This window comes from Flavobacterium sp. 1355 (assembly GCF_017833415.1).
Classification (GTDB): Bacteria; Bacteroidota; Bacteroidia; order Flavobacteriales; family Flavobacteriaceae; genus Flavobacterium.
The window spans coordinates 186553-198751 of sequence record NZ_JAFICC010000002.1; the positions used below are offsets into that span (position 1 = coordinate 186553).

Annotated in this window: 16 protein-coding genes; all 16 read left to right on the plus strand. The window is 33.7% G+C overall.

Annotated features, from left to right (window positions below; genetic code table 11):
- Window positions 1-18 precede the first annotated feature (18 nt).
- Entirely contained in the window at window positions 19-423 is a 405-nt protein-coding gene (locus JOD96_RS03225) for a hypothetical protein (protein ID WP_209562830.1), read from the plus strand.
- A complete protein-coding gene (locus JOD96_RS03230; RefSeq protein ID WP_209562831.1) occupies window positions 423-1421 on the plus strand; it encodes a BtrH N-terminal domain-containing protein in 999 nt (332 codons plus the stop codon). The genes JOD96_RS03225 and JOD96_RS03230 overlap by 1 nt, the downstream gene beginning before the upstream one ends.
- A 58-nt stretch (window positions 1422-1479) precedes the next feature.
- Window positions 1480-2178 carry an ABC transporter ATP-binding protein gene (locus JOD96_RS03235; protein WP_209563018.1) on the plus strand — a complete coding sequence of 233 codons (699 nt, stop codon included), beginning with the start codon at window positions 1480-1482 and terminating at the stop codon, window positions 2176-2178.
- Complete coding sequence (locus JOD96_RS03240) at window positions 2168-3451, plus strand: ABC transporter permease (protein ID WP_209562832.1); 1284 nt, start codon at window positions 2168-2170, stop codon at window positions 3449-3451. The genes JOD96_RS03235 and JOD96_RS03240 overlap by 11 nt, the downstream gene beginning before the upstream one ends.
- The gene (locus tag JOD96_RS03245; RefSeq protein ID WP_209562833.1) at window positions 3426-3875 is read left to right on the plus strand and encodes an acyl-CoA thioesterase; all 450 of its coding nucleotides are present in this window, start codon (window positions 3426-3428) and stop codon (window positions 3873-3875) included. The genes JOD96_RS03240 and JOD96_RS03245 overlap by 26 nt, the downstream gene beginning before the upstream one ends.
- Window positions 3876-4107: 232 nt before the next feature.
- Window positions 4108-5247 carry a beta-ketoacyl synthase N-terminal-like domain-containing protein gene (locus JOD96_RS03250; protein ID WP_209562834.1) on the plus strand — a complete coding sequence of 380 codons (1140 nt, stop codon included), beginning with the start codon at window positions 4108-4110 and terminating at the stop codon, window positions 5245-5247.
- Window positions 5244-5783, plus strand: coding sequence for a hypothetical protein (locus JOD96_RS03255; protein WP_209562835.1), 540 nt, complete (start codon window positions 5244-5246; stop codon window positions 5781-5783). Before JOD96_RS03250 ends, JOD96_RS03255 begins: the two co-directional genes overlap by 4 nt.
- A 1-nt stretch (window position 5784) precedes the next feature.
- Window positions 5785-6402, plus strand: a complete 618-nt coding sequence (locus JOD96_RS03260; RefSeq protein WP_209562836.1) for a 3-oxoacyl-ACP synthase — start codon at window positions 5785-5787, stop codon at window positions 6400-6402.
- A 2-nt stretch (window positions 6403-6404) separates the two neighbouring features.
- The gene (locus tag JOD96_RS03265; protein WP_017496902.1) at window positions 6405-6662 is read left to right on the plus strand and encodes a phosphopantetheine-binding protein; all 258 of its coding nucleotides are present in this window, start codon (window positions 6405-6407) and stop codon (window positions 6660-6662) included.
- A 137-nt stretch (window positions 6663-6799) separates the two neighbouring features.
- A complete protein-coding gene (locus JOD96_RS03270; protein WP_209562837.1) occupies window positions 6800-8002 on the plus strand; it encodes a beta-ketoacyl-[acyl-carrier-protein] synthase family protein in 1203 nt (400 codons plus the stop codon).
- Window positions 7999-9060: a beta-ketoacyl synthase N-terminal-like domain-containing protein gene (locus tag JOD96_RS03275; protein WP_209562838.1), complete on the plus strand. Its 1062-nt coding sequence runs from the start codon at window positions 7999-8001 to the stop codon at window positions 9058-9060. Before JOD96_RS03270 ends, JOD96_RS03275 begins: the two co-directional genes overlap by 4 nt.
- A complete protein-coding gene (locus JOD96_RS03280) occupies window positions 9057-9839 on the plus strand; it encodes a polysaccharide deacetylase family protein (RefSeq protein ID WP_209562839.1) in 783 nt (260 codons plus the stop codon). Before JOD96_RS03275 ends, JOD96_RS03280 begins: the two co-directional genes overlap by 4 nt.
- A 108-nt stretch (window positions 9840-9947) precedes the next feature.
- Window positions 9948-10574, plus strand: a complete 627-nt coding sequence (locus tag JOD96_RS03285) for an outer membrane lipoprotein carrier protein LolA (RefSeq protein ID WP_209562840.1) — start codon at window positions 9948-9950, stop codon at window positions 10572-10574.
- Window positions 10540-11175, plus strand: coding sequence for a hypothetical protein (locus tag JOD96_RS03290; protein ID WP_209562841.1), 636 nt, complete (start codon window positions 10540-10542; stop codon window positions 11173-11175). The genes JOD96_RS03285 and JOD96_RS03290 overlap by 35 nt, the downstream gene beginning before the upstream one ends.
- Window positions 11176-11205: 30 nt before the next feature.
- A complete protein-coding gene (locus tag JOD96_RS03295; protein WP_209562842.1) occupies window positions 11206-11820 on the plus strand; it encodes a porin family protein in 615 nt (204 codons plus the stop codon).
- Between the two features lie 7 nt (window positions 11821-11827).
- The gene (locus tag JOD96_RS03300; protein WP_209562843.1) at window positions 11828-12199 is read left to right on the plus strand and encodes a 3-hydroxyacyl-ACP dehydratase; all 372 of its coding nucleotides are present in this window, start codon (window positions 11828-11830) and stop codon (window positions 12197-12199) included.

The window sequence follows — 12199 nt, forward strand, 5'->3', positions numbered from 1 at the left end:
CTCGAAAACCAAACCTTTATGGAAAAAGATAAAGTACCACAAGACACGAGCAATTTAACGAAAAACAACGTAAAAGAACTTTTATACGCAACTGACGAAAATGGCAATTATACCACAACGTTAAGTACAGGATGGGAGCCCAAAACAATAGCGCTTGCAAATTCTATTGATGAAATAAATGAGCGAATTGCCGAAGCCAGACAACAAGTTTTAAACGGCGAAGTAAGTCCTATTGTTTATTTTATGGAAGTCAACAAAATGGATCTGACGATTTTGGCAAGTTATGTTGGATTGTGGAAATGGCGTGTAAAAAGACATTTTAAACCAAAAAATTTTGCTACCTTAAGTGATAAAATTTTACAGAAATATGCCGACGCTTTTGAAATATCAATAGCTGAACTAAAAAATATCAAAACAGAATAATGCAATTAAATTTTACGCACCATCAATCTGCTCACTGCGAAAACGGGGTGGCTTCGAATTTGTTAAAAAACAGCGGACTGAATATCAGTGAACCGATGGTTTTTGGTATTGGTTCCGGACTTTTTTTCGTGTATCTCCCTTTTATAAAAGTAAACCATGCTCCTGCAATTAGTTACAGAACATTGCCGGGACAAATCTTTAATAAACTGGCAAGCCGGTTAAATTTAAAAATAAAAAGACAAAAATTTTCTTCGGTTTCAAATGCAAATAAAGCTTTAGACGAAAATTTAAAAAACAATATCCCAACGGGATTGCAGGTTGGGGTTTATCATTTGAGTTATTTTCCCGATGAATACCGTTTTCATTTCAATGCACACAATTTAGTCGTTTATGGCAAAACAGAAACAGATTATTTGGTAAGTGACCCGGTTATGGAAACCGTTACTACTTTAACGCATGATGAATTAGACAAAGTACGTTTTGCAAAAGGTGCTTTTGCACCACGCGGACAAATGTATTATCCCATTCAGATTCCGGGAACCGTAGATTTGAAAAGTGCCATCATTAAAGGAATTAAAAATACGTGTCGCGATATGCTCGCCCCAATGCCAATTGTCGGTGTAAGGGGAATCAAATTCGTATCGAGACAAATTCGAAAATGGCCATTAAAACACGGAACAAAAAAAGCCAACCATTATCTGGCACAAATGGTTCGGATGCAGGAAGAAATCGGTACCGGCGGCGGAGGTTTCCGTTTTATTTATGCGGCATTTTTACAGGAAGCTTCAGTTATTTTAAATAATGAAGAACTAAAAATACTTTCTAAAGAAATGACACAAATTGGAGATTCATGGAGAGATTTTGCCGTTGAAGCTTCTAGAATCTACAAAAACAGAAGTGCCAAAGAAGATGCTTACAACACTATTGCCGATGAACTTTTGGACATTGCCAACAGAGAAGAAATCTTTTTTAAGAAATTAAAAAAAGCAATCAGCTAATATTTTGAATCCCATTATTAAAATAGAATCCCTTTCGAAAAAATACAAAAATGCAGAAATGTATTCTTTGAATGATTTTTCGCTAAACATATACGAAGGACAAATTTTTGGGCTACTAGGCCCAAATGGTGCCGGAAAAACAACTTTGATTTCTATGCTTTGCGGTTTGGTAAAACCGACTGCCGGTCATTTTACTATTTATGATCTGAACTATGCAAATCATTCTAAAAAAATCAAAAAAATTATTGGCGTTGTGCCGCAGGAATATGCTTTATATCCAACACTAACTGCCAGAGAAAACCTGCAGTATTTTGGTAGCATGTACGGCTTGAAAGGATCTGATTTAAAAGATAAAGTAGTTGAAACTTTAGACCTTTTAGGATTGCTGAAATTTGCAGACAAGCGTATTGAGACCTTCTCGGGCGGAATGAAACGCAGAGTAAATCTTATTGCCGGAATTCTGCACAATCCAAAAATTTTATTTTTGGACGAACCAACCGTTGGTGTTGATGTTCAGTCAAAAAATGCTATAATAGATTATCTGAAAGTATTGAACCAAAACGGAACAACAATTATTTATACTTCGCATCATTTGGCCGAAGCCGAAGATTTTTGTTCCAATATAGCCATTTTAGACAGAGGCAGAATTTTTGCACAAGGATCACCGGAAAGCTTAATTCATTCAACACAAGAAGCCAGAAATCTCGAAGATGTTTTTATTTCATTAACCGGTAAAGACTTTAGAGATGATATATAAAATTTGGATGTCGGTTGTAAAAGAATTTCTTCTGCTAAAAAGAGATTTAGGCGGATTGATCATTTTATTTATCATGCCTTTGGTTTTGGTTATCACTGTTACTTTAATTCAGGACAGTACTTTTAAAACCGTTAGTGATTCTAAAATTCCTATTTTATTGGTTGATAATGACAAAGGTTCTGTTTCTAAAACCGTTTTTGACAATTTAGAAAAAAGCAGCTTATTTAATGTAGTTACTCAAATTGACGACAAACCAATTACCGAAGAAATTGCAAAAGAAGCTGTTTACAAAGGAAAATTTCAATTAGCAATTGTAATTCCGCAACATTTAAGTACTGATTTGCAGGCCAAAATTGACCAGAATGTCGAAAAAATTGTCAGCAGTATGGGCTTGACAGACAGTGCTGCAATAGTTACACCTTCTCGAATAATCAAAGAAAAGGAAGTGAAATTATATTTTGACCCGGCGGTTCAGATGAGTTTTAAAAATGCTGTGATGAGTTCGATCGACAAAATGATTTCGCAGATCGAAACCAAATCTATTTACACGACTTTTCAGAATCAGTTAGGCGAAGGAACTACTTCATTCGAGCAAAAGAGTTTTATTACTTTTAAAGAAATAATTCCGAAAATAAACGACAAAGAAGTTCTTCCAAATTCGGTACAGCATAATGTACCGGCCTGGACGCTTTTTGCAATATTTTTTATCGTACTTCCGTTGTCTATCAATATAGTAAAAGAAAAATCACAAGGAACATTTGTTCGATTATTAACCAATCCGGTTTCTAATCTGATTGTCATTATCGGAAAAACGATTACGTATGCTGTAATCTGTATGATTCAGTTTTATATGATGGTTGCCGTTGCTGTTTTTCTATTTCCGCATATTGGTTTGCCTTCCTTAAATATCGAAGGGCATTTGATTTTAATGAGTGTCGTAGCGTTATTTTCTGGTTTTGCTGCAATCGGATTCGGAATTTTGTTGGGAACCGTTGCCAGTACACAGGAACAATCGGCTCCTTTTGGCGCAACAAGCGTTATTATCTTAGCCGCTGTGGGCGGAGTTTGGGTTCCGGTTTTTGCCATGCCAAAAATCATGCAGATAATCGCAAAATCGTCACCAATGAACTGGGGATTGGACGCTTTTTATGATGTTTTATTGCGTAACGCATCTCTATTAGAAATCATTCCGAAAATAAGTTTATTGTTTTTGTTTTTTATAATTACAACCTGGATCGCATTATTTTATGACAAGAAAAAAAGAACAGTTTAACGAGGCGACTCACCTGACCGTTTCTCACGAAATCAGAATTCGTTTTAACGAAACTGACCCGCTTGGAATCGTTTGGCATGGCAATTATATCACCTATTTTGAAGATGGGCGTGAAGCCTTTGGACGCAAACACGGACTTACTTATCTGGATATTGGCAATACAGGTTATACAACGCCAATCGTAAAATCGAAATGCGAGCATAAATTGTCTTTGCGTTACGGCGATGTCGTGACAATCGAAACAACTGTTGTAGACACTCCGGCTGCAAAAATGATTTACCGTTTTAAAATTATAGATGTGAAAGGCGAAGTAGCCTGCACAGGCGAAACTGTTCAGGTTTTTTTAGATAAAGAAGGAAATTTAATGCTGACAAATCCTCCTTTTTATGAGGAATGGAAACGAAAAGTCGGGTTATCGAAATAGAACACTAAATTCATTACCTGCAAGGTTTTTCAAAACCTTGTAGGTATAAGTTTTAAAGAAACTAGTAAAATGAAATCAAGCATACCTACAAGGTTTTGGAAACCTTGCACGAATAAATAATATAAATTCGCTTAATCTGCAAAATCTGTGTGAAATTTTTTTCAGATAAAGTTTTTAAAATAAATGCCTACAAGGTTTTGGAAACCTGGCAGGAGAGAAATAGAAATCATAAATGTTAAGAGAAATATACATAACCGAAACAAATTGTATCACGCCTTTGGGTTTTGATGTCGAAACCAACATCGAAGCGATTCTTCGTGGTGATTCTGGTATTCAGCTTCATAATGATATTTCTTTGATGCCAAGTTCATTTTATGCTTCGATTATTCATGATGAAAAAATAAACAGTGCTTTTGCTAAAATCAGCACCGAAACCAAATATTCACGTTTAGAAAAAATGATGATTTTGGCTTTGGAGCCGATTATCAAAAATTCAGGAATTGAATTAAACTCTAAAACGGCTTTTATACTTTCTACCACAAAAGGAAATGTTACTGCTTTGAAAAACGATTCTGAAGAAAATTTTAATAATGCCTATTTAGATGTTCTGGCAAAAAACATTTCAGATTTCTTCAAGTTTCAGACACAGCCAATTGTCGTTTCAAATGCTTGTGTTTCCGGAATTTTAGCGGTTTCTATTGCTAAAAGAATGATTCAGTCAGAGCTTTACGACTCTATTTTTATTGTGGCTGGTGACGAAGTTTCAGAATTTGTTTTATCCGGTTTTAATGCATTTCAAGCCATGAGCGATTTGCCTTGCAAACCGTATTCTAAAAACAGAACCGGAGTAAGTTTGGGCGAAGCAACGGCAGCCGTTTTAATTTCGGCGGAAGCCAAAAACGCTAAAATTAAAGTAATCGGCGACAGCTCAATAAACGATGCAAATCATATTTCGGGTCCGTCCAGAACCGGTGAAGGTTTGTTCAGAAGTATTCAGAATGCTTTGAAAGAAGCTCAGATTGAAGCCGATAAATTAGATTATATTTCTGCACACGGAACGGCAACTCCGTTTAATGATGAAATGGAAGCTATTGCGTTTAGTCGCCTAGGTTTACAAAATGTTCCGGTAAATAGTTTAAAAGGTTTTTACGGCCATACCTTAGGCGCTTCGGGATTATTAGAAACGGTAATTGCGATTGAATCTGCCCATCAAAATAAACTTTTTGAATCGAAAGGTTTTGATGAAATTGGGGTGAGCGAAACAATAAATATTATTGAGAAAAATGAAGAGGCAACTATTGAGTATTTTTTGAAGACGGCTTCTGGATTTGGAGGTTGTAATACGGCGGTTGTTTTTGAGAAATTGAAATGAGAAGTTTAAAAAATTTAAATATTAGAAAAAGTATTGAACAAAATAAATTAGTCTATTCTGAAGATTGGCTTGAGAAATTTGGGACAATAACTTTATATCTATTTTTTAGCTGGGGATTTCTAATGCCTTTTGTAGTTTATTTTAATCCTTATCGTGATTATTCAAAAACTGGAATTGAGTTTTACCTGCTTTTTATTTTTAGTTTATATTGTGCCTTTACAATTTACAGAAAAGCAACTGAAAAATGGCTAAGTAAAATTGTGAGCAAATACAATGCAGAAGAAAATAAATTACTCATTAATCAATACTGTGAAAAAAAAGGTTTTGAAAAACATAAAAATTCTGGAAATTTAATCATTTATAATAGTCTTAATCATTTGGCTATTAATCCAAGATTTCAAACAAGTAGAATATTTATTTTACACAAAAACGACATTTATTTTACAATGATTAAAGAAAATCAAAAAATGAATATTCCTGTTCTTTTTTCACAAATTAGTTTAAAGAAAGATATTAAAAATCTCTGTCAGAAATAAAATGACTCAAAACAAAACCTACATACAATCCTACATCACTATCCAAAACAACGAAATTGTTTTGAACGGAAATTCTCTATTCAAAATTGAACCAACCGATTTTGGTGATTTCTCTAAACAAGCGTATCGTAATTTTGAAATACAGTATCCAAAGTTTTTCAAAATGGATGCTTTGAGCAAACTGGCTTTTTTAGGCTCTGAATTGCTTTTGAGTCCGATAATTTTGACTGAGCAGGAAAATAATATCGCTTTGGTTTTGGCCAATAAATCATCCAGTTTAGATACCGATGTAAAATATCAGGAATCGATTTCAGACAAAGAAAACTATTTTCCGAGTCCGGCGGTTTTTGTTTATACGCTGCCAAATATTTGTCTGGGCGAAATAAGTATTCGCCATCAGCTGAAAAGTGAGAATTCTTTCTTTATATTTGATGTTTTAAACGCCGAATTTTTGTCTAAGTATTCGGAGATTCTGTTAAACACAAATAAAGCTGATTCTGTTTTGTGCGGTTGGGTGGAGTATTTTAATGACAATTATAAAGCTTTTCTTTGCCTTATAAGCAAAGAGGAAAACGAGAAATATAGAAACGAAAATATCAATACATTATATAATAAATAATCATGGAAGCATTAAAAGAAGAATTAAAAAATAAAATTATTACCACTCTAAATCTTGAAGATATCGCAATCGAAGACATTGCAGATAACGATCCTTTGTTTGGAGACGGTTTAGGTTTAGACTCGATTGATGCACTTGAATTGATCGTGATTTTAGATAAAGATTACGGAATTAAATTAGTAGATCCGAAAGAAGGAAAAACCATTTTCCAGTCGATCGAAACTATGGCGGCTTATATTAGCGCTAATAGAACTAAATAGTATTGTAGATTTTAGATTTCTTACATAGAAATATTCAAAATCAAATTCTAAAAAATCTAAAATTTCAAGAATCTTTGTCAAAGTTTTAAACTTTGACAAAGATTGAATAATCTACAATCTAAAATCATAAATCTAAAATGACTAAAGGTGTTGCAATAACGGGAATGGGAATTATCTCTTCGATCGGAAATTCGGTGGAAGAAAACTACCATTCGTTAATCGAAAATAAAATCGGGATTTCCCGTATCGCTAATATTTCTACAGTTCATGCGGATGTTATTAAGGTGGGTGAAATCAAAAAAACCAATGAAGATCTTATCAATGAACTGCAATTAAACAGCGATAATAATTTTTCGAGAACCGCTATGATTGGTACTTTGGCAGCAAAACAAGCTGTTGAAAATGCCGGCATTACATCAATCAACGAATTTAGAACCGGACTTATTTCTGCTACCAGTGTGGGTGGAATGGACATGACGGAAAAACATTATTACGATTATTTTGAAAAACCGGAACTTGTAAAATATATTGCCTGCCATGACGGCGGAGATGTTGCTGATAAAATTGCCGAAGAACTGGGCTTAAAAGGAATGGTTTCGACTATTAGTACGGCTTGTTCTTCTGCTGCGAATGCAATTATGCTTGGCGCGAGATTGATTAAAACCGGAAAATTAGACCGTGTAATTGTGGGCGGTGCCGATGCCCTGTCAAAATTTACCATCAACGGATTTAAGACTTTAATGATTTTATCTGACGATTATAATCAGCCTTTTGACAATAACAGAAAAGGATTAAATTTAGGAGAAGCAGCTGCTTTTTTGGTTTTAGAATCGGATGAAATTGTAGCAAAACAAAATAAAAAAGTGTTGGCAAGAGTTTCCGGTTACGGAAATGCCAATGATGCTTTTCACCAAACGGCTTCTTCAGAAAATGGAGACGGTGCTTACCTTGCAATGAAAAAAGCTTTTGAGGTTTCGGGTTTAAAACCTTCTGAAATTGATTATATCAACGTTCACGGAACTGCAACGCCAAATAACGATTTATCTGAAGGAAGAGCTTTACTCCGAATTTATAAAAATGAAACTGTTCCGGATTTTAGTTCGACAAAACCTTTTACAGGTCATACTTTAGCGGCCGCTGCTGCGATTGAAGCCGTATACAGCATTTTGGCAATTCAGAATAATGTGGTGTATCCGAATTTGAATTTTAAAACGCCAATGGAAGAGTTTGATTTGAAACCGGAGACTTCTTTAAAAAATAAAAACATCGAACACGTTTTGTCCAACTCTTTTGGTTTTGGAGGAAATTGTTCTACTCTTATATTTTCAAAAAGCAAATGAAAAAGACGTATATAAATGGAGTAGGCTGTATTTCGACTCAAAAAACATTTGATACTGTTTTTTTGGAAGCTGCTGCTGTAAATCACGACGAAAATGTACTGGCCATTATACCGCCGGCTTACAAAGAATACATTTCGCCTGCCGCAAGCCGACGCATGGCAAAAGGCGTGAAAAACGGAATTGTAGCTTCGGCTTTGGCCATGAAAGATGCCAATGTTGAAAAAGTCGATGCCATTATTACCGGAACTGGTTTGGGATGCATCGAAGATTCTGAAAAATTTCTGAAAAGTATTTTGGATAATAAGGAAGAGTTTTTGACACCAACTTCTTTTATTCAGTCTACCCATAATACAGTTGGCGCACAGATTGCACTTTTACAGCAATGTAAAGGTTATAATTTTACGTATGTAAACGGTGCAGTTTCTTTTGAATCGGCACTTATTGATGCCAAAATGCAGATTGAAGAAGAGGAAGCCAATTCAATTTTAGTTGGAGGTGTTGATGAAAACGGAGAGTATACCACTTCGCTTTTCAAACTAAATGGACGCATAAAAGCAGATAACACTGCTCCTTATGATGTTCTAAATTCTACAACAAGCGGAGCGGTTTATGGTGAAGGTGCCAGTTTTTTTGTTTTAGAAAATGAACGAAAAGATAATACATATGCAGAACTTTTGGATATCGCCATTGTAAATACACTGGAGGAAAATGAAATTGAAACAGAAATTACCTCTTTTTTAAAATCAAATAATCTGGAAATTTCAGCTGTCGATGCCTTGGTTTTAGGTTTTGACGGAAATACTGATTTTGAAAATTATTATAAAAATCTGGCTGATAATGCTTTTGCCCAAACTCCTGTTTTATACTACAAACATTTGAGTGGAGAATATGATACCGCATCTGCTTTTGCATTTTGGATGGCAGCTAAAATTTTGAAAACACAGGAAGTTCCAAAAATCGTAAAAGTAAATTCTGCTGAAAAACCAGCTTACAGAACCATTTTATTGTACAATCAATTAAATGGAAAAAATCATAGTTTTACGTTACTTTCAAAATGATAACGCATAAAAACATCTCAATATTTTTTATTTTATTGTTGCTTTTACTGCTTCTTTTGAATCTCTATGTGGCAATAAATGTGTGGTGTTTTTTTGTTGTAATTTTAATCTGGATAGGAATAAACGCAATTGGTTCTTCAAGAATTTCTTCTGATTATCATGTAAAAGCTTTCTGCAATAATTCATTAGAAACAGAAAAAAAAATTGCACTTACTTTTGATGACGGCCCGAGTGAATTTACTTTGGAAGTGTTAGAGCTTCTGAAAAAATACAATGCAAAAGCTACTTTTTTCTGCATTGGAAAAAACATCGAAAAGCATCCCGAAATTGTAAAACAAATTATTGCTGAAGGTCATTTGGTCGGAAATCATTCCTATTCTCATTCTAAATTTTTTGATTTTTATAATGCCAGACAAATCAAAGAAGAAATTCAGAAAACAGATGAACTCCTGGAAAAATTCACTTCAAAAAAAATAAATTTTTTTCGTCCGCCTTACGGTGTTACAACTCCATCGATTCGACGGGCTTTGAAAATTACCGGCCATAAAACAATTGGCTGGAATATTCGTTCTCTTGATGGGGGAACAAAAAATCAGGAATTAATTTTGAACCGAATTATAAAACGGGTTTCTCCGGGCGGAATCGTACTTTTGCACGATACGGCTTTACACTCTGTTTTGGTATTGGAACAGTTTTTGCAATTTTTACAGCAAAACAATTATAAAGTGATTTCGATTGAAGAACTTTTGAATCTTAAAGCTTATGAAATTGAACGCTGATAACGCTGATTCGCTAAAGCGAAAACGCGGATAAAAACGGATTTTTTTATGATCTGTGGCAATCATTTAATCTGTGGCAAAATATTTCAAAGCACAACTTTTAAAAATATGAAAACTAAAATAGCACTATTAATTCTATTTCTTTCAGGCAATTTGTTTGCTCAGGAACAAAAAATGACTGCTGCAGAAATTGCTTCTTTTAAAGAAGATGTAAATGTGGTTTCTAAAAAAATCAAAACCTTAAGTACCGATTTTGTTCAGTATAAACATTTGGATTTTTTGTCGAAAGATATTGAAACCTCTGGAAAAATGCTTTTTAAAGAGCCTTCGCTGCTTTCATGGCAATATAAAAAACCATACAATTACAGCATTGTTTTCAAGAACGGAAAAATTCTGATTAATGACGAGGGAAAGAAAAGCGCAGTTGATATTGGAAACAGCAAAATCTTTGCGCGAATCAACAAATTAATTGTCGGAAGCGTGAGCGGCAATATGTTTGACGACAAAGAATTTACGATTTCGTATTTTAAATTAAAAGGTCAGAATCTGGCAAAATTTGTTCCCAAAGATGCGACATTGAAAAAATACATCAAACAAATTGAGTTGACTTTTGATAAAGAAGAAGCAACCGTTCTTCAGGTAAAATTATTAGAATCCTCTGAAGATTATACCCGAATTGTACTAAAAAATAAAGTAATCAATGCAAAAATCGACGATTCAGTTTTTACTAATTAATTGCTTTCTGGCAATTGTCTTAGTTTCTTGTGGCTCAGTCACAAAAAATTATACACCAAAAAAATTAGACAAAACGTCTTATCAATCGCCGTATTTTTCAGATTCAAAAACCGATTACGTTTACAAAACAAATATTACCGTTTATGGCAATGAATTGTCTGGAATTTTTATTGCCAAAAAAATAAATGATACGATTCACCGCGTTGTTTTTACCACTGAATTCGGTAATAAATTACTTGATTTTGAAATTTCCGAAAAAAGTTTTAAAGTCAATTCCATCGTATCAGAATTAGACCGAAAAATCCTGATTAATACCTTAAAAGAAGATTTTAGATTATTGCTTAAAAAAGAATATCTGATTCAGGAACAATTTGAAAATGAATCAGATAACATTTATAAATCAGCAGATGGAAAACGTGATAATTATCTGTTTTTGTCCAAAAAAGATCAAAAATTTGAAAAACTCATTCATGCTTCAGCAACAAAAGAAAAAATAACACTTACATTTAGTTCAGAAAACAATATTTTTGCCGAAAGAATTCAGATTGTGCATCAAAATATTAAATTGAAAATTGAGTTAAATTATTTTAAGCCAGAGTAAAATTTAAGCAAACCATTAAATCAAACCAAGATGAAAAAAATAATTCTAATTGCTTTCGCTTTTTATATCGGAATCATTGCTGCCCAGGCGCAAGTTAGTGTAAATCCGGGTCTTAGAGGAGGTCTTAATCTTTCGAGATTAACAAACATTGATTATAACAATACTAAATCTGATTTTTATATTGGAGGGTTTGTAAACATAAAATTCAACAAATATGTTTCTCTTCAGCCAGAGCTAAATTATTCCAGACAAGGTTCAGAAGGAAGAGAATATGCTCTTGGAAGTAACGCATACCGAAATGTAAATTACGATTTAAATTATATAACGCTTGGAGCGCTGGCAAAGTTTAATTTTAAGGGAAGTGGATTTCATGTATTAGCCGGACCTTCATTTGATTTTAAAACAGATGATAACTTTGGCGATTTTGGGTACAGACCTGTTAATTTTGATTTAGCTTTTGTGGGCGGCCTTGGGTACACGTTACCAAACGGGTTAACATTTGAAGCAAGAATTAAACAAGGTTTAATTGATATTTATGGTTACGATGGTCTTGATTATGATGAAAATGGAGATTATTATTACGATGATATTATTCTGAATCAGGTTTTTCAAATTGGTATTAGTTATACTTTTAAAATGAAATAAAAAACGAATGGTTCTACACGATTTTTACAAAATACTTTCGGAAGAAAAAATATCCGATTCTAAATATGCCATTACGATTTTGGTCAATGAAAAACATGATGTTTTTAAAGGCCATTTTCCTGGGAACCCTATTATGCCTGGCGTATGCATGATTCAGATAATTAAGGAACTCACTGAATCTATTACAAAAAGTACGCTGATGATTCAGACACTTTCAAATGTAAAATTCATGGCGCTTATTAATCCTGAAGCTACTCCGGAATTGCGTTTAGAACTTGATGTTGTTATTAGTGAAGATAATTTGGTTAAAGTGAAAAACACTACTTATTTTAACGACACTGTTGCTTTGAAGTTAAGCAACACTTATAAAAAATTATAA

Bases quoted from the DNA above. Each gene is read 5' to 3' on its own strand.
- JOD96_RS03285 (WP_209562840.1), top strand. From the start codon at position 9,948: ATGAAAACTAAAATAGCACTATTAATTCTATTTCTTTCAGGCAATTTG.
- JOD96_RS03300 (WP_209562843.1), top strand. From the start codon at position 11,828: ATGGTTCTACACGATTTTTACAAAATACTTTCGGAAGAAAAAATATCC.
- JOD96_RS03230 (WP_209562831.1), top strand. From the start codon at position 423: ATGCAATTAAATTTTACGCACCATCAATCTGCTCACTGCGAAAACGGG.
- JOD96_RS03260 (WP_209562836.1), top strand. From the start codon at position 5,785: ATGACTCAAAACAAAACCTACATACAATCCTACATCACTATCCAAAAC.
- JOD96_RS03290 (WP_209562841.1), top strand. From the start codon at position 10,540: ATGCAAAAATCGACGATTCAGTTTTTACTAATTAATTGCTTTCTGGCA.
- JOD96_RS03225 (WP_209562830.1), top strand. From the start codon at position 19: ATGGAAAAAGATAAAGTACCACAAGACACGAGCAATTTAACGAAAAAC.
- JOD96_RS03265 (WP_017496902.1), top strand. From the start codon at position 6,405: ATGGAAGCATTAAAAGAAGAATTAAAAAATAAAATTATTACCACTCTA.
- JOD96_RS03235 (WP_209563018.1), top strand. From the start codon at position 1,480: ATGTATTCTTTGAATGATTTTTCGCTAAACATATACGAAGGACAAATT.
- JOD96_RS03275 (WP_209562838.1), top strand. From the start codon at position 7,999: ATGAAAAAGACGTATATAAATGGAGTAGGCTGTATTTCGACTCAAAAA.
- JOD96_RS03280 (WP_209562839.1), top strand. From the start codon at position 9,057: ATGATAACGCATAAAAACATCTCAATATTTTTTATTTTATTGTTGCTT.
- JOD96_RS03245 (WP_209562833.1), top strand. From the start codon at position 3,426: ATGACAAGAAAAAAAGAACAGTTTAACGAGGCGACTCACCTGACCGTT.
- JOD96_RS03295 (WP_209562842.1), top strand. From the start codon at position 11,206: ATGAAAAAAATAATTCTAATTGCTTTCGCTTTTTATATCGGAATCATT.
- JOD96_RS03250 (WP_209562834.1), top strand. From the start codon at position 4,108: ATGTTAAGAGAAATATACATAACCGAAACAAATTGTATCACGCCTTTG.
- JOD96_RS03255 (WP_209562835.1), top strand. From the start codon at position 5,244: ATGAGAAGTTTAAAAAATTTAAATATTAGAAAAAGTATTGAACAAAAT.
- JOD96_RS03240 (WP_209562832.1), top strand. From the start codon at position 2,168: ATGATATATAAAATTTGGATGTCGGTTGTAAAAGAATTTCTTCTGCTA.
- JOD96_RS03270 (WP_209562837.1), top strand. From the start codon at position 6,800: ATGACTAAAGGTGTTGCAATAACGGGAATGGGAATTATCTCTTCGATC.